Source organism: Granulicella sp. 5B5 (assembly GCF_014083945.1).
Taxonomy (GTDB): Bacteria; Acidobacteriota; Terriglobia; order Terriglobales; family Acidobacteriaceae; genus Granulicella.
In genome coordinates, this window is sequence record NZ_CP046444.1 from 795295 (window position 1) to 820080 (window position 24786).

At 58.4% G+C, this 24786-nt stretch carries 18 protein-coding genes and 1 tRNA gene; 9 read left to right on the forward strand and 10 right to left on the reverse strand.

Annotated features, from left to right (window positions below; genetic code table 11):
• Window positions 1-535 precede the first annotated feature (535 nt).
• Window positions 536-1723 (reverse strand): BON domain-containing protein, encoded by a 1188-nt coding sequence (locus tag GOB94_RS03495; RefSeq protein ID WP_182277526.1) that lies wholly within the window; start codon window positions 1721-1723, stop codon window positions 536-538.
• Window positions 1724-1982: 259 nt separating this feature from the next.
• On the opposite strand from GOB94_RS03495, the gene GOB94_RS03500 reads away from it, so the two are divergent.
• Window positions 1983-2059: transfer RNA gene (locus GOB94_RS03500), tRNA-Met, on the forward strand.
• Between the two features lie 13 nt (window positions 2060-2072).
• Here GOB94_RS03500 and GOB94_RS03505 read toward each other — a convergent pair.
• Window positions 2073-2936: a site-specific integrase gene (locus GOB94_RS03505; RefSeq protein WP_182277527.1), complete on the reverse strand. Its 864-nt coding sequence runs from the start codon at window positions 2934-2936 to the stop codon at window positions 2073-2075.
• 119 nt (window positions 2937-3055) lie between these two features.
• Here GOB94_RS03505 and GOB94_RS03510 point away from each other — a divergent pair, with 119 nt between their 5' ends.
• A complete protein-coding gene (locus tag GOB94_RS03510) occupies window positions 3056-3454 on the forward strand; it encodes a DDE-type integrase/transposase/recombinase (protein WP_182277528.1) in 399 nt (132 codons plus the stop codon).
• A gap of 167 nt (window positions 3455-3621) precedes the next feature.
• Here GOB94_RS03510 and GOB94_RS03515 read toward each other — a convergent pair whose 3' ends face one another.
• The 3 genes from GOB94_RS03515 to GOB94_RS03525 all read right to left on the reverse strand — a co-directional run bounded on the left by GOB94_RS03515 (window position 3622) and on the right by GOB94_RS03525 (window position 8559).
• Entirely contained in the window at window positions 3622-4986 is a 1365-nt protein-coding gene (locus GOB94_RS03515; protein WP_255484198.1) for an alkaline phosphatase family protein, read from the reverse strand.
• 125 nt (window positions 4987-5111) lie between these two features.
• Window positions 5112-5480: a hypothetical protein gene (locus GOB94_RS03520; RefSeq protein WP_182277529.1), complete on the reverse strand. Its 369-nt coding sequence runs from the start codon at window positions 5478-5480 to the stop codon at window positions 5112-5114.
• A gap of 19 nt (window positions 5481-5499) precedes the next feature.
• Window positions 5500-8559, reverse strand: a complete 3060-nt coding sequence (locus GOB94_RS03525; RefSeq protein ID WP_182277530.1) for a TonB-dependent receptor — start codon at window positions 8557-8559, stop codon at window positions 5500-5502.
• Window positions 8560-8845: 286 nt separating this feature from the next.
• Here GOB94_RS03525 and GOB94_RS03530 point away from each other — a divergent pair, with 286 nt between their 5' ends.
• Window positions 8846-10339, forward strand: coding sequence for a hypothetical protein (locus GOB94_RS03530; protein WP_182277531.1), 1494 nt, complete (start codon window positions 8846-8848; stop codon window positions 10337-10339).
• Between the two features lie 173 nt (window positions 10340-10512).
• On the opposite strand, the gene GOB94_RS16770 is transcribed toward GOB94_RS03530, so the two are convergent.
• The 4 genes from GOB94_RS16770 to GOB94_RS03545 form a co-directional block, all read right to left on the reverse strand.
• Window positions 10513-10785 (reverse strand): 4Fe-4S dicluster domain-containing protein, encoded by a 273-nt coding sequence (locus tag GOB94_RS16770; protein ID WP_255484382.1) that lies wholly within the window; start codon window positions 10783-10785, stop codon window positions 10513-10515.
• Window positions 10786-10889: 104 nt separating this feature from the next.
• Window positions 10890-11579 (reverse strand): hypothetical protein, encoded by a 690-nt coding sequence (locus tag GOB94_RS16775; protein ID WP_255484199.1) that lies wholly within the window; start codon window positions 11577-11579, stop codon window positions 10890-10892.
• A gap of 25 nt (window positions 11580-11604) precedes the next feature.
• The gene (locus tag GOB94_RS03540) at window positions 11605-11817 is read right to left on the reverse strand and encodes a hypothetical protein (protein WP_182277532.1); all 213 of its coding nucleotides are present in this window, start codon (window positions 11815-11817) and stop codon (window positions 11605-11607) included.
• Complete coding sequence (locus GOB94_RS03545; RefSeq protein WP_182277533.1) at window positions 11814-12143, reverse strand: hypothetical protein; 330 nt, start codon at window positions 12141-12143, stop codon at window positions 11814-11816. Before GOB94_RS03545 ends, GOB94_RS03540 begins: the two co-directional genes overlap by 4 nt.
• 521 nt (window positions 12144-12664) lie before the next feature.
• Here GOB94_RS03545 and GOB94_RS03550 point away from each other — a divergent pair.
• From GOB94_RS03550 to GOB94_RS03560, 3 genes are read left to right on the forward strand one after another with little or no spacing between them, the layout of a single operon-like run.
• Window positions 12665-15331 (forward strand): carboxypeptidase regulatory-like domain-containing protein, encoded by a 2667-nt coding sequence (locus GOB94_RS03550; RefSeq protein WP_255484200.1) that lies wholly within the window; start codon window positions 12665-12667, stop codon window positions 15329-15331.
• Window positions 15332-15386: 55 nt separating this feature from the next.
• Complete coding sequence (locus tag GOB94_RS03555; protein WP_182277534.1) at window positions 15387-16502, forward strand: histidine kinase; 1116 nt, start codon at window positions 15387-15389, stop codon at window positions 16500-16502.
• The gene (locus GOB94_RS03560; protein ID WP_182277535.1) at window positions 16499-17269 is read left to right on the forward strand and encodes a LytTR family DNA-binding domain-containing protein; all 771 of its coding nucleotides are present in this window, start codon (window positions 16499-16501) and stop codon (window positions 17267-17269) included. Before GOB94_RS03555 ends, GOB94_RS03560 begins: the two co-directional genes overlap by 4 nt.
• 124 nt (window positions 17270-17393) lie before the next feature.
• On the opposite strand, the gene ligD is transcribed toward GOB94_RS03560, so the two are convergent.
• Window positions 17394-18299 (reverse strand): non-homologous end-joining DNA ligase, encoded by a 906-nt coding sequence (gene ligD / locus GOB94_RS03565; RefSeq protein WP_255484201.1) that lies wholly within the window; start codon window positions 18297-18299, stop codon window positions 17394-17396.
• 460 nt (window positions 18300-18759) lie between these two features.
• Here ligD and treY point away from each other — a divergent pair, with 460 nt between their 5' ends.
• The 3 genes from treY to GOB94_RS03580 are packed head-to-tail and all read left to right on the forward strand — an operon-like array spanning window position 18760 to window position 24647.
• Window positions 18760-21411 (forward strand): malto-oligosyltrehalose synthase, encoded by a 2652-nt coding sequence (treY, locus tag GOB94_RS03570; RefSeq protein ID WP_182277537.1) that lies wholly within the window; start codon window positions 18760-18762, stop codon window positions 21409-21411.
• A 4-nt stretch (window positions 21412-21415) separates the two neighbouring features.
• The gene (treZ, locus tag GOB94_RS03575; RefSeq protein WP_182277538.1) at window positions 21416-23152 is read left to right on the forward strand and encodes a malto-oligosyltrehalose trehalohydrolase; all 1737 of its coding nucleotides are present in this window, start codon (window positions 21416-21418) and stop codon (window positions 23150-23152) included.
• 37 nt (window positions 23153-23189) lie between these two features.
• On the forward strand, window positions 23190-24647 hold the full coding sequence (locus GOB94_RS03580) for a DHA2 family efflux MFS transporter permease subunit (RefSeq protein WP_182277539.1): 1458 nt from the start codon (window positions 23190-23192) through the stop codon (window positions 24645-24647).
• Window positions 24648-24786: the final 139 nt, after the last annotated feature.

Consider the following 24786-nt stretch of genomic DNA (forward strand, 5'->3'; position numbering starts at 1 on the left):
ACGTCGGTACCGCAGCCCTTCAGGCCCTGTCTCATACATATCCTTGCCACCACTCGGTAGCCCGGCCCTTCAGGGCCGGGTCTCATAGGGTCTATGAAAAGAAGGGGCTTCAGCCCCTGGGGTTTGCTTTTCCCGGTACAGTCCGTCATCTCGACCGAAGTCCGGGCTTTTGCGGACGTAGCGAAGAGATCCCCTCATTTTGCCCGAACCCCGATACCGCCCGCCCCGCACAACCCTTCCCACCTTTTGGCCCCAGGAACCGGATGCCCCGCTATGCACAGCTACACCATGCATAGGTGGGATGCCACTTGACACCCCATTTACAATAGAGAGGTAGCAACGCACCCGGCCCAGCGCCGGGTTTTGTCGTCTCCAGCTCTTTCTCAACTCGCAGTCATCAGCGACCCAGGTAACCACCAAACAGGTTACGAACCTAACCCCAATCGGCTGCGGATCATAGCCGCAAAACCGGGGGAGGGGCCCAAAGCAAAACGCTCCGGGAATCCTCCCGGAGCGTTGCCGGCTTCCCTCCGGCTCAGTACGCCGGGCCGTAGTACGGGCTGTAATACCGCCGCATCGGTGGCCGCTGCCGGGGCCCAGGGCCCGCCGCATACGACAGCCGCTGCATCTCCGCCTCGGACACCGTCTGCACAGGCGTCGGCTGGGCCACCGCAAATGTCAACACCGACTCCGGCGGAACGATCACTTCACCGCGAGGCGAAGCAGCCGAACCCGCAAGCCCAGCGCCCGCTCCGACACCGGCGCCGATCGCAGCACCCTCACCGCCACCGGCAATCGCGCCGATGATCGCGCCCACAGCGCTCGTGCCGACCGTGTTGTTCACCGTACCCGCCGTTTTGTCCCGTCCATTCGCATTCCACACCTGCGACTGCAGCGGATACACATGGCCGCCCACCGTCAGGCTGGTAACCTGCAGGGCAAGCTCACCGCGCCCCTTGAACACACCTGCTTTCTTGGCATCGACCACTGTACCCGTCACGGTAGCGCCACGCGGAATCGCCACGGCGCCATCGGCAACCACATCCGTCATCACGGTTCCATCAAACGCCGCTCCAGCCGCTACATGGCCGGAGTCCAGCCCACGGTTGATCCGTATCCGCAACACCGCGCCCGCCGGGACCGTCACCGGAATCCCCGCACGCTGTCCAGCCGCTACTCCCGGAGGAGGAACATACGCCTGCTGCTGGCTGCCATACATCGGCTGCCGTCCCTGCGGAGGCGGCGGCCCCTGGTACTGCCCACCCTGCGGAGGCCCAGCCTGACCGCCACCCTGCGGCGGAGGCATATTCCCATTCGGGTCCGCCATGCCGTCCTGAGCCTCATTCGGCGCACCCTGGTCCACCGGTTGGTCGCCCGGAGCGCTTGCCGTATCGGTCGGCGGCGGCGTGTCACCCAGAGTCATCTGGTCGACGACCTTCTTCACGCCCTGCACGCGCGCCACAAGGTTCTCCGCCTTGCTGCGCATCGCCTCGTCATGCACGTTGCCGGAAAGCGTCACCGTGCCATACACCGTCGTCGTCCGGATGTTCTGCGTAGAAAGCTCTGGCGCAGTCGCCAATGCACGCAGCACATTCGACTCAACCTGAGCGTCGGGCACCGTCTGGCCTCCACTCTGCGTCTGCGCCACAGCGCTCACCGCGGCGACCATCAGGCCCCCGGCCAACAGCCATCCACCAAACCCATGCTTCGCACGAACTGTCATCGTCTTAAACTCCCGAAGTTCCACAGTTTTCCTACCAGCAGAAGCTTCAAACTCTCTTAGCGGCAGCCACCGCGAGGCCACCTTGCGGGTGCCTGCGGCCCAGCGCCGTCACTTTGATAAGACGCTACTTTGGGTGAAAAGTTCCGGTAAGTCACTGACGCCCACAAACTCCAGCACACTCTAGACAAACCCTCTGCGGTCACTGATTGTTACAGTCTGTACACATTGACCCAGCCCGCTATCAGTCGTATATTGGAAATGCGGGGTGGAGCAGCCCGGTAGCTCGTTGGGCTCATAACCCAAAGGTCGTAGGTTCAAATCCTACCCCCGCAACCAAAGAATCAACAACTTACAAGTTCAGCCGAAATCGGCGAGGGAACAATAAGGGACAGGTGTCCAGACCTGCTCCCTTTTCGCTTTTTGGGGCCTCTTTCTTCATCACCAGTTCCACGATCTGAGCGTTCGCCGGACGCGTCACGTCGAGCATCGAGTTCCGACCGTACTTCCTGGTCATGTCGATGGACGCATGGCGCATAAGCTTCTGCTGCACTTCGAGCGGCAGGCCGAGTTCTGAGAGCCTGGCCCGATAGATATGCCGGAAGGCATGCCAGCCCAACTTCGGCAGGCCAATCTTCGCAGCCGCCTTGTTGAGATGACGCTGCCGCATCGTGTCCGCGTGAGACGGCTTGCCGGTGTCGATGTTGCCGAACAGCCAGCCATTAACCGGCAACTCGGCTCCCCGCCACTGACGAAGGACGCTGACCAGATCAGGATGGAGCGGAAGCTCATCCTCGCTGGCTAACGTCTTCGTATCCTCGACATGACCGTTGACCACGGAGCGCCGCACCTGAAGCGTGGCCTCGTCGAGGTCCACGTCCTCCCATCGCAATCCCAGAATCTCGCTGAAACGCAGCCCCAGGCACATGGCCAGAGTCACCATGACCCGGCAGTGCTGTGGAAGCAGCAGCAGCTTCTGGTATTGCTCGGTGGTCACAAGAACGATCTTGCGCGTCCTCTTCGATGTTCCGTGCAACTCAATCAGCGACATCGGATTGCGCTGGCCTTCGAGATACCGCCAGCGCATCGCGCACTCGAACAGGCGATGGAACACTGCCTTAGTGTGCCCCTTGGACTTGGGAGCGAGAGGCCGTGGCTTCTCGTCCTTCCTCCGTGGAGTCGTCATCAGACCCTTGAGCCACTGCTCGACCGCCATCGGATCGGCTGTATAAGGAAGAAGGTCTGGGCCTGCGTAAACGACCTGCGGGACGACGGCGAGCAGTCGTGCATCGGCAAGAACGGTTCAAACCCACCAGCCCGAACCAGGTGTGGGCGATGGATTTCGTCTCCGATCAACTCTACGACGGAAGACGCTTCCGTTCGCTGACGGTCGTGGACATCAATACGCGTGAGAGCCTAGCCATCGAAGCTAGTCAGAGTCTGAGAGGAGAAAATGTGATGAGAGTTCTGAACCGGCTGAAACAGGAACGCGGCGCCCCGAAAATGTTGTTCTGTGACAATGGAAGCGAGTTCACCGGTCAGATGATGGACCTGTGGGCATCCCGCAACGGAGTGAAGATCGACTTCTCTCGTCCCGACAAGCCGACCGACAACGCCTTCTGCGAATCGTTCAACGGGACCTTCCGGGCAGCGTGCAGAGTGTCTGGACACCAACTGGTTCCAAACTCTACCCGAAGCAAAGCACATCATCGAGCAATGGAGGCAGGAATATAATGCGAGTCGCCCTCACAGGGCCCTGGCCGATAGGACGCCTGCAGAGTTTGCCAGTCAGATCGCGCTTAAGCGCGATCTGACTGAAACAAAAACAGACCGAGAACGAACTCTCTAACTGGTATCGAAAATCCAGGCCCTTCAGTCTGCCTGCCGTATCCGGAGAGGACCTAACGCAAGATTTCGTCGAGCGCAGGTTCTTTGGCGTCGGGCAGTGAAACATTGAGAATTCTGGCAATGGTCGGCGCCACCCGGAGGTTGGAGATCGGGCCGAGTGTGACGCCTGGCTTTACCGCCGCGCCGGATGCCACGAAGAGCGCTTGCATATCGGACATGGTGTTCAGGTAACCGTGGGCGCCCAGCGGCGCATGCTGGCGAGCGAGCGGACCGCTGAGGTCGTCACTGAAGGCGTAATCAGGAGATGCCGTGAGGTAGAGCTGGGGCGCTTGATCGGTGTTGGCCTCGGCGGGGATACCAAGGGCGTACGCCTCCTCGTTGGTGTAGGCGTGCTGTATGCCGGGCAGACTTGCGAAGTATGCCTTCAGCTTCGGCACCAGATCCTTGCGCCGTGCCGGATTGCGGATAAAGAGCTCGGCAGCTCCGCCCTCGGCCTTGATCCAAACGTCTCCCTTGTAGCTGTTGCCCTCCTTACGGATGAGTCCTTGTTCAAGCAGGGCGACATTAGGACTGATGGTGTGGGTATAGGTCGCGAAGCCGTGGTCAGAGAGGATGAAGAATGTGGTTCGGTCGAGGATGCCCGCTGCGCGTACCGCTTCCACAACTCGGCCGAGGCAGTGATCGGCGTAGGCATAGGCCGCATAGGCGGCAGGGGTTAAGGGCGCGTACTCGTGCTGGATGCTGTCAGTCTCGAGCAGGTGCAGCAGCAGAAGGTTCGGCGTGTGCTCCTCGATGATGTCAACGGCGGCGGAGGTCCATACCTGGTCGCGCCAGGCGGGAGTGCTCTTCTGGTCGAAGTGCTCGATCTGCTCGCGGGTGACGATGCCCCTTGCGACCAGCTCCTGCGGGATCTGGCCTTGGATGTCAGGCCTTTCGCCGAACTGCCAGTTCACGCCTTTCGCGCCGTAGATAGCGACCCAGTCCACCTGAGCCGTGGTGAGGCCTTTCTCCGCCGCGGCCTCGTAGAGGGTGCGGGCATGCACCAATTGGTCCTTGTCGATCCACGGCTCGACCTCAAGCGCGGAGCCATCGGCGGGAAACTCGATCAAGCCGTTGGCTACGACGTGGTGTTGGCTGGCATCGACGCCAGTGACCAGCGCGGTGTGATTGGGCCAGGTGACTGTGGGGTTGATGGGCTTCATCGCTTTGGCAACCGCGCCGTGGGCGACGATAGAGCGCAGGACCGGCATGGGAAGACGAGGATCTTCGAGTGCCCGCACCGGGAAGCCATCGAGCGTGATGACAATAACGATGGGGCCCTGCGTTTTTGCAGCCGCTGCGGACTGGGCGAAGTTTGGAGCGGTTGCGCCCGCAAGGATCAGGGCGCACGAGAGGAGACGAAATGAGGATTTGATCAAACGGGGCTTGTCCTTGTACTTGTCTGAGAGGGCACATCGCGTTGGACAGGATGCGGCATTCGGACGCTGTCGATTGGTGGAAGAAAGAAGGGGCTGCGGGATGCAACCCCTTTCTGAGGATGAAGTTAGAAGAGAAGCTTGAGGCCGAACTGAATCTGCCGTGGCAAGTTGTTCTGCGACGTAATTGCGCCGAAGCCCGGGTCCGTTACGTTCGTATCCGGATTGCCGAATTGTACGTGGTTGAAAGCATTGAAGGCTTCGGCGCGGAACTGCACGTTGAGTCTTTCTACTGCATGAAACTCCTTGAACAAAGATAGGTCCGTGCTGGCGAGACCGGGGCCGCGCAGGTTGTCATAGTAGGCTGGCCCATTGCCAAGATGATAAGGTTGCGGCTGGCTGAAGACCGCCTTGTTGAAGTATCCGTTCAGTCGGCCGTGAATATCGCCGTGCAGGGTAGCATTCTGGCCAGTGGTGTTGGCATAGAGGGTCTGCACGTTGAAGCTGGAGAGGTTATTACTTGCACTGATTTGCAGAGGATTGCCGGCCCTGCAGCGTGGTGATGCCGTTGACCTGCCATCCTCCGAGGATTGCATTCTCGACACCGTTGACGTGACTGCCGAACTGTCGGCCGCGGCCAAACGGAAGGTCGTAGATGTAACTGACGATGAACCGTTGGCGTATGTCATACGACGTGACGGCGTAGTCCTTCAACGGATCGAAGCTATCCTGATGATTCGTGCCATTGTCGTAGTTCTTACCCCATACATAAGACCCTTCAAGTTGCAGGCCTCGGCTGAAGCGCTTACTGAGACGAACCTGCAGCGCATCGTACTGGTTGTTGCCACCTGAGAGAAACAGGGGCAGCAAACTCGTGTACTGTGAGTACTTCTTGAGCAGTTGCGCCACCGTGGTCGTAGGCCCATTGATGGCTCCGCCAGTGGTAATCGAGCCGTAATAGGGGTTCGCCACTGAGCTCTCGAGGTTTGCACCTTCGGAAAGAATCTCTCCGGCAGGCACCTGATCGAAGTCGATACCACCTTCGCGACTCTGCTGCTGCTTACGCCCACGGTCGCCGACATAGGCGATGTCGAAGGTCGTGTTTCCGGCGAATTGCTGCTGGATGTCGAGAGTATATTGCACAACATAGGGTGTGGGCGTATTTTGCAGCACGCCCTCGATCTGGCCACCCACGCCTGTCAACAATCCATTGGCCGCGCCCGGCGGATTCGTGAAGCCCTGCGGAAACGGATTGTCCAGCAGGCTGGAGACATTTGGATGGATACCATCGTTATTCACTGAAGCGATCCAGTTGTTCTGCACGCGCCAGCCATAGGGACCGACGGTTCCTGCAGCAGCCTGCGCCGAAGGACCATACACGATGGCTGCACCACCATGCACTACCGTGTCTTTGCGCGCCTGGTAGGCGAATCCGAAGCGGGGTGCAAGGTTGTTGGCATCGATGTGATATTGATGGCGGCTGTTTCCATCCACGCCGACGAAGACCAGTCCTCCTTCAAGGCCCGGCACATTCGATGCAAGAGGTGAAGTGGCGGTCGGATCGAAGTAGTTCATGCGGTTGTAGCGCTCAGTGCGCGGGACATCAATGTCATAGCGTAAGCCCAGATTCAGTGTCAGGCGCTGCAGAATCCTCCAGTCATCCTGGAAGTAGCCAGCAAAGTAGTGACTCTGGGTGGCAACGTCCTTGTAATCCTGAATCATGTCGCCCGTACCGAGACCCAGCAACAAGGAAGCTACGCCGTTTCCAGTTGCAGCGGAGGCTACGTTCGGTTGCTGCGTCCAGTTGGTGCCAAAGGTGAAGTTTCCGGAACTATCGGCGGTCTCACGGTCATTGACGCGCAGTATGCGACCGTCAAAACCGAACTTGAAGGTGTGCTGTCCGTGGGTCCAGGTCAGCGAGGAAAGCAGGCTATAGGTCATGAAGGCGTTGTGCCGATAACCGTTGTTGCCGAGGCCGGTATAGGCTTGCGGGGAAAGAACCGGAAAGAGTGGTGTGCCGCTGAATTGATTGATGTCCGCCGGGAGGCCGAGTTGCGTCGCCTCGTCAAAGCCGAGGCTCGTGTTCTGGTAGTCGTACAGCGTGCGCGCAAAACCCAGACGAGCATCGAAGATCATATTCGATTTGGGAAAGAGCGTGTAACCAGCCGTAATGCCTCGCGAGTAGTCGTCGCCATCGATCAGTCCTTCGGCTACTGCCGTTTGCCCCGGCCAAAGCGGATCGGGGTCCGACTGATAGACACGGTTTGAGTACCGGACAAAGAGCTTCTGCTTATCGCTGATGCTGTGATCCACACGCACATCCCAGGCGGTGGTTGCTGTGGGGCTGCCGCCTGTGGCATAGAAGTTGTTGACCGTCGCGCCGGGCACGTTCGGTTCCGGATAGAATTTCAGAGCGTTCAGCGCGACCTGGCTTATCTGTGCTCCATACGGCGCCAATTGGGCATCGGTGATTACGTTACCCTGAAAAGGAGTTCGAACGTATTGCTGGCAGGGATTTTGTCCTGCAACGGCGCAAACCGTTGTGAAGGGGTTGTAGATCGTTTGGCCACTCTGAGAGAAATCTCCTGTACGCTCAGCATCTGTGGGGACGGTATTAGTAATTTCCGTCGACTGGTTCGAGCGCAACAGCTCCGTCGATACCATGAAAAAAGTGCGGTTCTTGATGATTGGACCGCTCAGTTCGCCGCCAAACTGGTTGCGGTGGAACAAAGGTAGCGGTTGATTGTGCTGGTTTGCGAAGTAGGTGTTCGAATCGAGCGCCGAGTTGCGGATGAACTCGAAGAGCGAGCCATGGAATTGGTTTCCCCCGGACTTGAAGACAACGTTTATGATTCCGTCCAGCGTACGGCCATACTCAGCGGGGAAATTCTGCGCGAGGACGTGGAACTCTCCAATGGCGTCAATTGACGGGAAGACCCCAATGCCAGAGTTTCCGTTGACAGTTGGGAACCCTGCCGGCGTGCCGTCGACGAGAGTGTCGTGGTACCCCTGTCGTCCGCCGCTGATCGAAAAGCTGTTGGAGTTGTAGTCATCTCCCGTCGTACCTGAGTAACTGGGAATGAGTTCGAGAAGCGCGTAGGGATTGCGGGTATTCAGAGGCAGGTCTCGCAATTGCTTTCCATTGACCTCGTCGCTTACTTGCGAAGAGACGGTATCCAAGCCGGAGACGTCCGCGTTGACGGTCACGTTCTGCTGCACCTGCCCGACGCCGAGACGAATGTCCTGGCCGGCGTGCTGGTTCAGTTCCAGCAGGATGCCGGTCTGGAGGTATCCTTCAAACCCGGTCGCCTGGACATTGAGCGAATATGTTCCGGGCGCTAGGTTCAGGAGGGAGTATTCGCCCTTCTGGTTGGTGGTCCCGACAGTCCGGCCGCTTGTTGCATTATTGGTCGCCGTGACGGTTGCGCCACTGATGGTTGCGCCGCCGCTGTCCCGCACCACGCCAAGCAGGCTGGCGCCGGTGTCCTGGGCAAATCCGGCGCGACAGAGCACCAGTAACAGGGATAAGACAAGCTGGTATCGGAACCAGCCAGGGATTTCGCGCTTCGTCATCATCAAGAATCTCCACTAGCCAAGGGTGTGCACATTGAGTGATTTCAAGTTCGGTTCGGGAGACGGACGTGAGGGATGTCCGCCGGTCGCCATGCTGAACCTAGCCCAGGGCGGCAGGAGAAGTTCAGTGATTTCTCGGAGAATCTTGGTAGCTTGACGTCCTGACTAGGAATCTACCGGGGATATGTGGCAACCGCGGACTCGCGATTGACTGAGGTGAAACGCAGGTGATTTACACATCTGTAACGATGTGGGCGGTAGCCTGAATCTGAGCAGTCGGGTGGATAGCATGGACCATGGAGCATCTGTAGATATCCCAAGCAAGGAGTCAGGCAGCGAGATCGGGCTGGAGGGAGATTCCCGCTACGAACTCGTGCAGCGGATACTTGCCACACCGGACTTCATTCGGTCCCCGCAGCTCTCCAAATTTCTCCTGTACATCTGCACGGCGTCTCTTCAGGGCGGTGGCCAGAATCTCAGTGAACAGCACATTGGCGTGGAGGTCTTTGGGCGAGAGCCTGATTTTGACTCGGCAGCAGATACGATTGTCCGCTCCCATGCGCTGCGCCTTCGAAAGCGTCTCGAACAGTATTTCCAGCATGCCGGTCGCGAGGAACCGGTTCATCTGATCGTGCCTCGGGGTAGCTATGCGCCTCTCTTTGTGCCTGCTCCGGATCGGTCAAGGAGCGAGCGACAGGCGGACGCTCCCACCACTGAGCCATCCTACCCTGAATCTATGGAGGCAGCAGGCGAACAGTCAACGAGTCTACCCTCTGGTTTTGCCGGTTATCACCCTGAGGATTGGGGACCGCCATCGGGGCATCCCGCGGAGCCTGCCTATCCGGTTCCGATCTTCGCCGCTGAAGTCCCCACGGTAGAATCGCCAACGGCAGCTTTGGCTAGACATCTTAGCTTCGTGGTCTGGCGCTACCGGGTCTTGTCCGGATTTCTGGCCGTTCTATTCGTTGGTCTGGCCATCGCGTTTGGGCTGCATCTGCGTACTCACTTTCGCGCCGAACGCCGTCACCTTCTGTGGGGACGGCTCTTTACCGAAGATCAGCCAACCCGAATTGTCCTTGGCGACTCCGGCCTGGTTCTGTTTCATGCGGTTGCGCGAAGGCATGTCAGCCTCCATGAGTACCTGAATAACGATTACAGCCAACAGTTGCCTTATCTCGAATGGAACCATCAGCCGGTGGACCCGAAGCTGGCTGACTTTCTCCTGCATCGCCGATATACGTCCATGGCAGATGCGATGACGCTCGCCCACCTGCTGCGCCTGCCCGAGGCGATCCCGGAACGAACACTCGTCAATTACAGCCGGGATATGCACGTCGAAGACTTCTACTCAAGCAATCTCATCATCATCGGTGCGCAAGAAGCCGTTCCATGGCTAGACCTCTTCGAAAACCACATGGACTTCGTCTTCAGCCTCGAAGGTCCCGAAAAGCACTCCGCCTTTCTTAACCGACGCCCGCATGCCGGGGAGAAGACAGACTATAACTCGTATACGCCGGAGACTGCATCGAAAGTATATGGGGTTATCGCGTTTCTGCCGAACCTAAGAGGTACGGGGAATGTATTGATTCTCGAGGGGCTGTCGATGGTAGGAACCGAAGCGGCCATCGACCTTGCTATCGATGACACGAAGTTGCTGCCGATTCTGAAGACGATCCGTCGGCCCGATGGATCTTTGCCCCACTTCGAAATGCTGATCGAAAGCGATGTGCTGGGCGAAGGGTCCGGTCCGGCACATGTCGTCGCCATCCATTTGCACGATTGAGTCCTACGTCCCGGCATACGCTGGAAACTACTGGAGCCTCCCTTGACCGGCAAGAAGGTCCGTCCGAAATGAGGCCATTGGCGATTTATCGCTCTCTGAACGTTTCTCTGTTTGATACGAATCGGTGGCGGCGAGTTAGTCTTTGTACACCTGAACCGCGGTGTGAGGAGTCATCAAGGTCTAATCCGCTTGGCCATGGTTGAAAGCAATTTCGGTCGTACGTCGGGCCGGGTCCATGGACATTCTGCGATGCAGATGCCGCAGGACGCCGCCTCGGCGAAGAAGGGGATGCATTTATCGAAGTTGACATACCAACGTTCAACGCCCCGAATCAGCTGCTTGCTCTCCGTAATCGCACCTGGAGGGCACGATCTGGTGCAAATCTGGCAACTGGCGCAGAACTCGTCCGCGCCAAAGTGATCTGGCGCGGTGGGGACGAGCGGCATGTCGGTCGTGACGCCAGCGAGACGAAGGCCGGCTCCGAACTGCCGATTGATCAAGGAGCCGTGCTTCCCAAGTTCTCCCAGGCCAGAAGCAATGGCGGGTGGGATCAGCAGCAGTGCGCTCGCCGAGGGACCGGGGTAGGCGCTCGCGTTATATCCTTGGGCGCGAATCCAGTTGGCGAGCGCAAAGGAAGAGCGGGTTCCGCGAGCATACTGCTCCCGATCTCAGTGACGCCAATACCGTTGGTCTCGTCAGAAGGCAGCTCCTTGAGGCGTTCGTAGTTGGGGGCCAGGGCAAGGATGATCACCCATGGGTCGTCGATGGTGTAGCCGTCGAAGACGTAAAGGGGATCCATGGGCGCGATGCCGACTGCGCCAACTTCGTGGGCAAGTGCGAAGGCTGTCAGTTCGGAAGTGAGCTGTGCAGGCAGCGCAGCGTTCTTCACTTCGGCGACCGGAACGAGTTCGGGATGGTTGTAGGCCGCCATGAAGGCAGGCCCAGAGCCAGGACATTTGCGGGAGTTTAGCCGGGCGACATCTTCCAAGGGGCCGTAGGGGTGCTGGTCAGGAGAATGCCAGAAGAACGGGGATGCCCGGCGCGGTGTGGTCTCGCCAAGACCGTTGATGGGATTACCCGAGACTTTGAGCAACGCGGCGGTTTCTGGCTTGGGCCTGTAAGTGCCTGGCTTTGGCCGCCTTGGGTTGGGTAGCCCCTTGTCGCAGGAGGCAACGGGCTGCCGGTGAGCTGAGGAATCGTCTAAGGGATTGGTCGACGTGGCGTGCGCCTCTTCGATCATGGCTGATTGACTCCGGGAACAGAGATTAGAACTTCAACTTGAGCGAAAGCTGTATCTGCCGTGCGCCGCCGGCAAACGTGGGAGTTCCAAAGGTTGGGTTGTCGGGGCTATTTATGCCGTCGCCGTAGTGCTTGGGGACCGGTCCGGCAAACTCACCGGCTCCGTACACCTGATCCACATCATGAAGGTTGACACGATTGAAGACGTTGAGGGCTTCGGCACTTACATTGAGCTTCATACCTTCGCCGATGGAAACAGTCGCTGTAACCGAAGATCGGTGTCATAGTAGGCCGCGCCCAGGTACGTGTTGCGCCCGATGTCACCCACGCGATCGTTGAAGGGTAAACCATCGCCGTTGATATCCGAACCGGCGAGGATGCTGTAGGCTTGCGGACTCTGCAAGGTGTTGATCATGGAGAATTGTATGTTACGCAAAGGTGTAGCCCAGGTCTGGGGCGATTCTGCCAGCACCGTAACCACCTCCTCGTCAGTCTCAAACGCAACCTGCGAGTTGCCGGGGATGAAGTGAGGACGTTTGCCTCTGCCGAAGAGTGTCTGTAGCAAAGTCCACTTACTCTGCCGGACCTGTGATTGGCAACCTGAAGTCGCCTTTTCTCCAGTGAAGTTCCTAACTAAGATCAGTAACTCGTCCCCTCTCATGATCTTGCTGCGCTTCCCTTTGGAAAAGAGAAATATCCCCGCCGCATGCCCCTAAAGAGAAAAGAAAAGCTTTGACAAGCGAGAGAGAATCTTGGGTAACAAGCTGGACAGGGCGGTCAACCTGACAATAACAAGCCAATGCACGTTTTCAGCACTGTTAGCCTCGAAGCGCTCATCGGCGATGTTCCGTAAATCGAGCAGCAATGCCAAATCCGGCAACAGGATTCATCGCAAGAATTTGTCGGTTCTCTGATTGAAGCGAAGTTTGGCTGCAAAACATTGGAACGAAACTGCCTTGTCTGGGATCTTTGAACCAGGAGGTGCAGCGATCCATGTGCAGGGACTGGATAAAATGGCTGGTATTGGCCGGAACCTGGGTCCCGTGGCTGGCTTCAGCTCAACAGACCTGCACCACAGGAATACGTGTGGAAGGAACAATCGCCGATCCTACCGGGGCGGTGATTCCGGGAGCCACTGTGCAGGTTGCGGGAATAACCGTGACGACCGATGCAGCCGGGCACTATGTGCTCGCCTGCGTTGCTGCAAGAGCAGTCATCAGCGCGCACGCCAATGGATTTGCCGATGCCTCGGTCCGGGTATCGCCTCAATCAGCAGGAAAGGCACAGGTCAACATCCAACTGACCGTCTCAGCGGTCCAGTCGGATGTTCAGGTGAACGGAGATTCAGGCATCGCCAGCGACGGTGACACAACGACCCTGAACACGAAGGCTGTCCAGGGGCTCGCCGATGACCCAGATGATTTCCTGCGCGAGCTTCAGGTGCTGGCTGCAGAAGGCGGCGGCGATCCAACTACGGCGATGATTATGGTGGACGGCTTCCAGAACCCGAGCGCCCTCCCGCCGAAGAGTTCGATCGCATCGATTCGCATCAATCCTGATCTCTTCTCGGCCAGATATCGGCGGCCTCCTTTTTCCGGTGGGGTCATCGAAATTACGACAAAGCCGGGAGCCGCCACATTCCACGGCGCAGCCTTCTTCACGGACAGCGATGGCATCTTCAATGCCACCGACCCGTTTTCCGTTACCGCAACCCCTGCGGGCAGGCGACGATACGGCTTTGAACTGAGTGGTCCTATCATCTCGAAGAAAAGTGGCTTTGCACTGGCACTCGAAAAACGCGACATCGACGAATTCAATGTAGTGAATGCAGTCACGCTCGACGCAAACGGCGGTCTGGGGCCGAACGGAAACGGCGTTCCGTCTCAGCAAACGGTTTCGGCTCCAGAGCGGCTTTGGATTGCGTCGGCGCGCGGGGACTGGCAGGTGACTCCGAGTAATGTAGCCAGTCTCTCGTTCTCCGCGAATGTGAACAACGAAGGCAATCAAGGCGTCGGTGGCCTCACGCTCGCCGATGCCGGGTATTCGAGCCTGGTCAGCGAATACGACTTGCGGCTTCATAACATGCAGACGATCAGCCCGAATATCCTGCACGAAACCCACATCGGATATAGCTGGAAACGAACGGAGCAAGCTCCGCTATCGGATACACCGTCCGTGCAGGTTGCCGGATACTTCCTCGGCGGAGGCGCAACCAGCCAGAACCTGAATAACCGGGAACGTGATCTCGAAGTGGACGACGATATGACCATAGCGCACGGGAAACACACGGTCGCATTCGGCGTACAGTCACTCGGCATCTTTCTGCATGACTACGACCCAAACACATTCAATGGTGCCTACATTTTTGGCGGCGGAAGCGCTCCAGTGCTCGATGCGAACAATAACCTAACCGGCCAGACAACGACCATCAGTGCCCTTGAGCAATACCGGCGAGCCCAACTCAACCTCCCTGGAGGCTCGCCGACCACCTACCAAGTGACCACTGGGACACCGCTGGTTCCGTTGACGATATGGCTAGTCGGCCTCTGGGCGGATGACACCTTTAAGCTCGCCCGGCACTTGTCTCTCGCTACTGGATTTCGCTATCAGCTACAGACTACGCCTGGAATCTTTGGCAACTACAATCCCAGAGTGGGTCTTGCGTGGTCACCCGGCAAAAAGGAAACATGGGTGTTTCATGCCCGCGCAGGATTCTTCAATAGCGCTTATGACCAAAGCTACGCGACAGATGTTCATCGGCTGAATGGGATCTTGCAGCGGCAGACCACCGTGTATTCATCAGAGTTTAGCGCTCCCCTTATTCCGGTTCCTGGGTCCGTTCAGGTAGCCACGATCAACCTGTTTCCGCCAAGGCCTGTTCAAGACATGACATTCAGAGTCTTTGTGAATGCTGAGCATGACTTCGTCCATCACTGGCATGCGAGAGGCAACTTTTACTGGGCCTCGTACTGGAGCATCGTCCGCACCGTGAACATCAACGCTCCGCTGGTCGCCAGCAGTGTCGGTACCGCTCCGGATCCCACAGCGGCTCTGCTTGCACCGCGTCCGATTGCCCCTGATGAAAACTTGATTGAGTATCAAAACTCCGGCCATGGGTCAGGGAGTGTGACTTCGTTCAGCCTCGATCAGCACAGTTACAAGCGGTTCGGCCTATCTGCAAGATATACGCACATGAACCTCAAGTCCGATGTGCTAAGCAGTTTGACTCCACAGTCGAGTTATTCGAACAAAGGTGAGTCCGCGCGAATTAATTGGGACAGCAAAAACGGATTTACTCTCTTCGGAAATCTCAACCTTCCTTACAGGGTCGTAGCGACAACCCAATTTGATGTCTCCAGCGGGGTTCCTTATAACATCACTACGGGCACGGATAACAACGGCGATGGAAATTACACGGATCGCCCCTCCTATGCGTCGGCTCCCGGGCCCGGTATCTACAGCACCCGATTTGGCCTGTTGACAACGAACACGGTCAACGGGAACGTTCCAGCCAATCTTGGAACTATGCCAGGTTTGGTTCACCTCGATATGAACCTGAGCCGGGTTTTCACGCTGAATCCGAAGAACAAGGAGCATCCCCAAAGGCTGACGTTCAACGCGCGCAGCGCCAACCTGCTAAATCATACGAATGTTACTGCTGTAAATGCAGTGTTGTCTTCGTCTGCGATAGGTCAGCCTGTTACTGCTCAGACAGCGCGGCGCGTCGAACTGGGGGTGCGGTTTGAGTTCTGAGCACACAGAGCGCAACGTAAGACTAGAATCCCATCAGAGTCAGAAAGGAAATGCGATGAGCGAAGGAATGGCCAACGCAAGAATCCTTCCCATACGGCCAGGTGTTGGACTCGCCGCAGTCTCACTGATTGCCGGGATTCTGGCGGTTGTGATCGCAAGAGATTGCAATCGCAATCTGGAGTTTCACCATTTGCACGCGCCCTTCGCTCCCTCTCTCCTCTATGGCGGCGTGTACTGGATATGGTGGGTCGTTGTGACGTTGGTTCTGTGGACCCTCGCAGACCGATGGGAAGTGGCGTTCAAGCCTTCAGGACTGACAGTCATGGCTCATCTTGGAGCCTCGTGTATCCTTGCGACCGCGCATTTAGCTCTGCTTCAGCACACCATTGGGTTCGCCTCATGGTATTGGCCTGCATGGGGCCGTCGAATGGCCACGTTCTCCGTGGAGAACCTGGAACGCTTCGGAGTGGAACTTGTCCTCTACGGATTTATCAGCGGCATATGTGCGTTCCTCTATTCCCGCATGCAGACACAACAAGCCTTGGTTCAAAAGCTGGAGGTAGAACGTCAACTTACTCAGGCGCAGCTCAAGGCCCTCCAAATGCAGCTGGAGCCGCATTTTCTTTTCAACACCCTGAATGCAATCACGAGCTTGGTGGCCCACGAAAGAAATCCGGAAGCCATGAAAACGCTGACCCATCTGAATACGATTTTGCGCACCACACTGCAACGCAGAGCGCCCGAAAAGGTGCCTTTCGCCGAGGAATTGCGAGTCATCGAAAGCTACCTTGCCATCCAAAAAGTCCGCTTCGCCCATCGTCTGGAAGTGAAGATGGAAGTAGGCCCGGAAGTGATGGACGGGCTTATCCCCTGTTTTCTTCTTCAGCCGATTGTCGAGAATGCCGTTCAGCATGGAATCGCATCCAAAGCCACTGGCGGTTTGATCGAGACGCACGTCAAACGAGTGGGAGACACACTCTGGATGCAGGTGAAAGACAATGGTCGCGGTCTTGCCGATTCCAGGACGAAGGGGCACGGCATCGGCATGCAGAACACACGCGAACGCCTGGCTTTCTTCTATCCAGGCTCGCACGAGTTTCATGCGGTATCTCCCGCCGAAGGTGGCTATGAAGTGACAATCCAAATTCCTTACGAGCGGGCACTGGCATGAGACTGCAAACAGTCATCGTGGATGATGAGCCGCTGGCGCTCGATCTGCTCAAACTGCTGCTTACAGAGCACAGAGATATTGAGATTGTTGCAGAATGTCAGAACGGTGAGGAAGCGGTTTCCTGGCTACAATCGAAGCCCGCTGACCTGCTGTTCCTCGATGTACAGATGCCCGAGCTGGGAGGCTTTGAGGTTGTGGAACAGGTCGGGCTGCGGCATCTTCCGTCTACCATCTTTGTGACCGCCTATCACGAACATGCAGTGCGAGCATTCGATATTCACGCAGTAGATTATTTGACCAAGCCAGTCAATGCTGAGAGGCTGGCGACAGCGCTGATGCGCGTTCGGGAGAAGATTGCGGCCAGAGCCGCTTTGCTGACGCAAGAGCAGCTTACGGCTGTGCTGAACGGGCTGAAGGCATCAACGCAAGAATCACGGTCCGTGCCGCGCTTCCTCGTGAAAGATGGTGAAAAGGAAATTCTTCTTTCCGCGGACCAGATCGACTGGATTGAAGCGGCGGATTATTACTGCTGCCTCCACGTAAACGGCCGTCGATACATGCTACGCGAATCCATCGCCGACCTCAGTGGCAAACTCAATCCCCGCCAGTTCGTTCGCATCCATCGGTCCTCGATCGTTAATCTCGACCGGATCAGAGATGTCTACCGAGAAGGGCAGACAGAGAATGCTGTTGTGCTCGAGGACGGACAACGGCTCAAAATGAGCAGGACGGGGCGTCAAAAGCTCACAGAGGTCGGTAAACCCTGACACCATTTAGTGTGTTGTTGGAAGGAAGGCACCGAAAGCTCCCCACACCACCCAAATGTCCGTCTCTTATAGGCAGGGAGAACCCAAAGATCGTAGGTTCAAATCCTCCCCTCCTCGCAAGCAATCAACTCAGCCGCTGGCGCAGCGTGAGCATCTCCTTCCATGGATCGCGCCTGAGCCTCGCCTTCCAGCCGGCGAACCCGGCGACGGTGAACCGCGGAGCCACGTCTGACTCCAGCTCCTTCCAGCTCAAAGGCAGCGACACCGTCACACCCGGGCGCGCACGCGGAGAGTACGGCGCAACCGCCGTCGCCCCTCGCTCATTCCGCAGATAATCCAGAAAGATCTTGTCCTTGCGCGCCGCCTTGGACATCGTCGTCAGATACAGCGACGGAGCATCCTTCTCCATCTCGACAACGACGTTGTGAGCGAACGACTTCACCACTTGCCAATCGTGCTCCGGCAATATCGGAGCAACAACGTGCAGTCCCTTCCCTCCTGTCGTCTTCAGAAAACTACGCAGTCCCGCATTCAACAAGCGCTTCCGGATCTCGAGCGCTGTGTCCGCAAGCTGTCTCCATGCAATCGTCGTATCTGGATCGAGATCGAACACAATCCGGTCCGGGGTCTCCAGCGACGTGTTACACGATCCCCACGGATGGATCTCCAACACCCCTATCTGCGCGAGCGCTGCTAACGCCTCCTTCGTGGAAAGCGTGATGTAGGGCTGCAGCTCGCCGGTCTTCTTATCGCGAATATCAACTCGTTCAAAGCTCGCGGGGAGAGAATCGGTAGCGTGCTTCTGGAAAAAGCAGCTCTTCTTCGTGCCATCGGGGCATCGCACCAGACTCACGGGCCGATACGCAATGTGCGGCAACATGCGCTCTGCAACCGCCGTGTAGTAATCGGCCAGCGCCTGCTTGGTCAAACCGCTCTCTATATCGAGCACTTTGCCTGGATGCGTAAGAGCGAGAGGGGGCGCAACATTCTCCGCAGCGCCTGACCTTGTCCGCGCGTTCAGTGCTGCCACTGCGCTCTTCTGTCTCGTCGATGCGCTTCCTATGGACCTCAATTTGCCCTTCATCGCATGAGCCTCCTGCCTGCACGTTTTGCCGTTCGATCTCTGCAGACTCGCGCAAACGCGAGCGCGTTCATTACAATCGTCTCGAACGCAATCAACACATCAGATGTACAACGTTGGCAATTTGCTATCTGGGATGCTTGGGAAGCCCAAACTGTCTATTCACTTGTTACAGGAAACAGCAGAAGTATGACAACCTCATTCCAGTGGTCGGGCATCAAAACAAAGATGCGCTCATCGAAACGCTAATCAAAATTATCTGAAGCACATTCGCCCTCTTAGGACACGTATGCCCGCTCGTTGGCAATGCCTTCCATTTGTGGCCACCCAGAACGATGAAACGGCAGCATCTTTGGCCGCCGGTTGACGCGTACCTGAACGACCTTGGTTCGCACCTTGCAAGGAAGCAATGACAAGGCTCCCATCTTCCACATATCGTCTGCAGTTCCGCGCGTCGTTCTCATTTGACGACGCGGTCGGTGTACTTGAGTACCTCTCGTCTCTTGGGATCTCGCACGTCTACTCTTCGCCCTATCTCCAGGCGGCCCCCGGCAGCACACACGGATATGATGTCGCCGACTTCGACAAAGTCAACCTTGAGCTAGGCGGTGCCGAAGGTCTCGAAAGGTTCGCAACACGGCTCAGTGAGTTGGAGCTGGGCCAGATCCTCGACATCGTGCCCAACCACATGGCACTGGCGCGCAACAATCCCTACTGGCACGACGTTCTCGAGAACGGACGCCGCAGCCGCTACGCCGACTACTTTGATATTGACTGGGAGTCTGGCGAACTGCGCATGCGCAACAAGGTTCTGCTGCCCATCCTCGGCGACCAATACGGCCTCGTGCTCAAATCCGGCCTCATTCAGTTGGCCTATCGCGCACCGCACTTTGAGGTCCTGTGCGGCGAAGAACATCTTCCCATCTCCGTCGGTTCGATCTCTACCATCCTCGTTCCAGCAGCAAAGATCGCACGCTCGGAAAAGCTCGGCTTCCTCGCGGATGCCTTTGATCGCCTCGCAGACCGCGAAGCGGACAACTACGAGGCCGTCCAGAAGCTCTATCGCGACCAGCGCGTCCTTTACTCCGACCTCGATCAATGCCTGCGCGAAGACCCTGCAGCGGCTGCCGCCATCCAAAGCAGCATCGCTGAAATCAATGCGAACATCGACACTCTCGACACACTCCTGCAAAAGCAGAACTACAGGCTTGCCCTCTGGCGCACCGCCGATCAGGACCTCAGCTACCGGCGCTTCTTCGACGTCAACTCGCTCATCGGCGTTCGCGTGGAAGATGGCCGCGTCTTCCTCTCCACACACGACCTCGTCCTGCGTTGGCTGCGCAGTGGTGCGCTCGACGGTGTCCGTGTCGATCACTGCGATGGCCTCCAGAACCCGCAGCAGTACTTCGAACGCCTGCGTCAGGAGGCTCCCGAAGCATGGATCGTCGCGGAGAAAATCCTTGCCCGCAACGAGACGCTCCCTGAAGAATGGCCCATCGCCGGCACCACGGGCTACGAGTTCGCCAACATGGTCAACGGCCTTCTCCTCTCCCCACAGGGCCTCGCTAAACTCGACACTCTCTACAACGAAATCATCGGTCGCGCCACCAGCTACGCTGCGATGGTCCACGATAAAAAGATCAACGTCACGCAGGAATCGCTTGGCAGCGATGTCAATCGTCTCACGGCCATCTTCCTCGAAATATGCGAATCCGACCGCGATCATCGCGACTACACGCGCTCTGAGATCCGCCACGCGATCCAGGAGATATCCGCGGCACTTCCCGTCTATCGCACCTACGTCGTGCCGGACCACCCTGTCCGCACCTTCGATGCTGCCGTCATCGCCACCACCATCAGCAGCGCAGTGCGTCAAAGGCCGGACCTCGACCGCCGCCTCTTCGATTTCATTGCAGACGTGCTGCTCCTGCGCCGCCAGGGCAGCCTCGAATCGACCTTCCTGCTTCACTTCCAGCAGTTCACCAGCGCAGTCATGGCCAAGGGCTTTGAGGACACAGTCCTTTACTGCTACAACCGCCTCACCGGTTTGAATGAGGTCGGCAGCAACCCCGAAAAGCCCCTTTACACAGTCGACGAGTTTCACAAGCGCAACCTGCAATCGCAGCGCCGCCGTTACGGCACCATGGTCTCGCTCTCCACGCACGATACCAAGCGCAGCGAAGACGTTCGCGCACGCCTCGCCGTGCTCAGTGAACTCCCTGCCATCTTCCGCGAAACCGTCCTATCCTGGTTCTCGATGAACGAAGGCGCACACTCCGCCGGCATGCCCGACGCCAACACAGAGTATCTCTACTATCAGACACTCATCGGCGCGTGGCCCATCACCGCCGACCGCGCCAAGGCCTACATGCAGAAGGCCACCCGCGAGGCCAAGGAGCAGACCTCCTGGACTCAGCCCAACAAAGCCTTCGAGGACGCTCTCAATCGCTTTATCGACAACACCTTCGACAGTCCACATTTTCTGCGCAGCCTGCGGTCTTTCGTCGATCGGCTACAACATGCCGGCCGCATCAACTCCCTCACGCAGACGCTGCTCAAGTACACCGTCCCCGGCGTCCCCGATCTCTATCAGGGTTCCGAGCTATGGGACCATCGTCTCGTCGATCCCGACAATCGGACACCTGTCGACTTCGCTCTGCGCAACAAACTGCTCAGCGAACTCGACTCCCTATCCCCTGCGCAGATCCTTAAACGCATGGAGGAGGGCCTGCCTAAACTCTGGACGATTCGCCAGGCCCTTCGCGTGCGCCGCGACTACCCTGCCTGCTTTGGTCCGCGCGGGCACTACAAGCGGCTCCTCGCCACCGGCACAAAGAGCGATCACATCATCGGATTCCTGCGCGGTTCAAAGGTGCTTTCCTGCGTACCGCGTCTCACCGACGGCATTCAGTCTCCTCAGGACTGGGAGACAACCACCATCGAGCTTCCCAAAGGCAAGTGGCGCAATGTGCTCTCCGCGCAGAGCTATCGCGGCGGCCCAGCGTCCGTGGCAGAGATCTTCTCAACCTTCCCGGTGGCCCTTCTCGTAAAGGAAACCTAGCAGCATGCACACATTCGAAGTATGGGCGCCGCGCGCAAACTCCGTCGCAGTGCAACTCGGCCCGCGCATTCATCCAATGTCACCGCGCGACGATCGTGGTTGGTGGTCGGCCAGTATCGACGCAGCTCAACCTGGCGACGACTACGGCTTCCGCATCGACAAAGACCCTGCGCCATATCCTGACCCTCGCTCGCTCTGGCAGCCTCACGGAGTACATGGCCTCTCCCGCATCCTCGACCACAACGCGTACGCATGGTCTGACAAAAATTGGCAGCCGCCATCCTGGCCCACCGCCATCATCTACGAGCTGCACATCGGCACCTTCACCGCCGAAGGCACATACAACGCTGCCATCGCACGTCTTCCCTATCTGCGTGAACTCGGCATCACGCACGTCGAGCTCATGCCGCTCAACGCCTTCTCTGGCCGCTGGGGATGGGGCTACGACGGTGTCGCACTCTTCGCTCCGCACGCGCCATACGGCACACCAGACGACCTCAAGCACTTCGTCGACAGCTGTCACGCGGAAGGCCTCGCCGTCCTGCTCGACGTTGTCTACAATCACTTCGGTCCCGACGGCAACTACACCGGCCTCTTCGGCAACTACATCACGGACAGCCATCACACTCCCTGGGGTGGTGCCATCAACTTTGAGGGTGCAGGCAGCACCGAAGTCCGCCGCTTCTTCTGCGACAACGCCCTCATGTGGCTGCGCGACTACCACTTCGACGGCCTCCGTCTCGACGCCGTGCACAGCTACGTCGACCGCTCCGCCACGCACTTTCTCGAACAACTCGCCGACGAAGTCGACGCCCTCGCCACTCAACAGCATCGCAGCTACACACTCATCGCAGAGAGCGACCTCAACGATCCGCGCATCGTCACACCGCGCTCGCAACACGGATACGGTATCGACGCGCAATGGAGCGACGACTTCCACCACGCGCTCTTCGCCCTGCTCACCGGCGAGCGCCAGTCCTACTACGCCGACTTCGGCTCACTCGCACAGGTCGCCAAATCCCTCACCTCGGCCTTCGTCTACGACGGCCAGTACTCGCATTTCCGTCAGCAAAATCACGGCCGCCCCGTCGGCGACCTTGGCGGAGACCACTTTCTCGGCTACATCCAGAACCACGATCAAGTCGGCAACCGCGCCCATGGCGACCGCATCCATACCGTTGCTGGCGTGCAAAAAGCAAAGCTCGCCGCAGCGGCTGTTCTCACCTCGCCCTTCATCCCCATGCTCTTCCAGGGCGAAGAGTTCGCAGCCAGCTCCCCCTTTCTCTACTTCGCCGACCACGAAGACCCACAGTTGCGTAAGGCTGTCACCGAAGGCCGCAAGCGCGAGCACGCCCACGACCGCGACTGGAGCACCGTTCCCGACCCTGAAGCCCCGGAGACGTATCAAAACTCCAAACTGAACTGGAGTGAGCTTCAGCAACCCGAGCACGCACAGATGCTCCATTGGTACAGGCAGCTGATTCAAGTCCGCCAAACCCAGCCATCACTCCAAAGCGGCAGCCTGGCAGCCGTGCACACTCGTTACGACGAACATGCAAAGTGGCTCATCATCGATCGCGAAGAAATCCAGATGCTCTTCAACTTCAGCGACTCCCCTGTCACTCTCGACATCACCGCAGTAAAGCCCTTGCTGCTCTCAGACCCAAAGGTCGATATCACCGATGGAGCAATCACGCTTCCGCCACAATCGTTCGCAGCATTGCAGCAGCGCTATGCCTGATCATCGGGCATCATAGAAATTGGAGCCAAGCAGCCTGATGCCCCCCACTACCGCCAACACCATCACCGAGCACCCCGCCTCCGACAGCAGCAAGGCGTTGCTCCCCTGGCTGGTCGCCGTCGCCTTCTTCATGGAGTCGCTCGACACCACCATCCTCAACACCGCCGTCCCCTCCATCTCCGCGGCCCTGCACGTCGGCGCTCTCAGCATGAAGTCCGTGCTCGCCAGCTACACGCTCGCGCTCGCCGTCTTCATCCCCATCAGCGGCTGGATGGCCGACCACTTCGGCACCCGCAAAGTCTTCACCTCGGCCATCGGCCTTTTCACACTCGGTTCCCTGCTCTGCGGCCTCTCGCCCAACATCCATCTGCTCGTCGCCTGCCGTCTTCTACAAGGCTGCGGTGGCGCCATGATGGTCCCCGTCGGACGCCTCACCCTGGTCCGCACCTTCGCCAAATCCGAGCTCCTCCGCGCCATGAGCTTCGTCTCCATCCCCGCTCTCGTCGCGCCCATGCTCGGCCCCGTCGCCGGCGGCCTCATCGTCGCCTACTTCCACTGGCGCGTCATCTTCTTCCTCAACATCCCCATCGGCCTGCTCGGTCTCCTGATGGTCCACCTCCATCTGCCCGACTACCGCGAAGAGCACACCGATCCGCTCGACATCATCGGCCTTATCCTCTTCGGCTCCGGCATAGCCTTGCTCTCCTACGTCCTTGAGATCTTCGGCGAACACGCCCTCGGCACAACTGAAATCACGCTGCTCCTCATCCTCTCGCTCACCCTGCTCGCCGGCTACTGGCTGCACGCGCGCCGCGAGCTCCATCCACTCCTCCAGCTCACGCTCCTGCGCATCCGCACCTTCCGCGCCGCCGTCAGCGGAGGCTTCTTCACCCGTCTCGGCATCGGCGGCGTGCCCTTCCTTCTGCCGCTGCTCTATCAGCTCGGCCTCGGCTACACCCCCGTGCAATCCGGCCTGCTCATCATGCCGCAGGCCCTCGGTGCGATGGCCATCAAGCCCGCACTCACCACAATCCTCGGCCGCCTCGGCTACCGCGCCGTACTCATCTCAAACACCTTGGTCATCGGTGTTTTGCTCATCCTCTTCGCAACCATCGGCACCCACACGCCGCTCTGGGCTATCCTCGCGCTGGCCTTCGTCTACGGTGCCTTCACCTCGCTGCAATACACCAGCATGAACACGCTCGTCTACGCCGACACCACCGAAGCGCAGGCCAGCTCTGCCAGCTCCATCGCCAGCACCATGCAGCAGATGTCCATCTCCTTCGGCGTCGCCGCCGCCGGTCTCACCACGGCGTTCTTCCTGCCGCAGGGCAACGCCGCCGGAGCCGCTGTCGTCCACGGTATCCACAAAGCGTTCCTCGCATTGGGCGCGCTCACCGTCTTGTCCACAATCGTCTTCAGCGGGCTCAAATCCACCGACGGCGCCGACGTCAGCCAGCGCAAAGACCCCCACGTCCTCCCCCACGGCGCCTAGCCCAGGGCTCTCCAAATCGCCTGAATCCCACCCTCTATCCTTTGTCGTTGCCTGTTTTACTCTGCGTCCTCTGCGCGCTTCTACACTGCGCCCTCTGCGTGAACGCTTTTGCCGCAGCAAGCGCCGAAGGCGCGAGCGT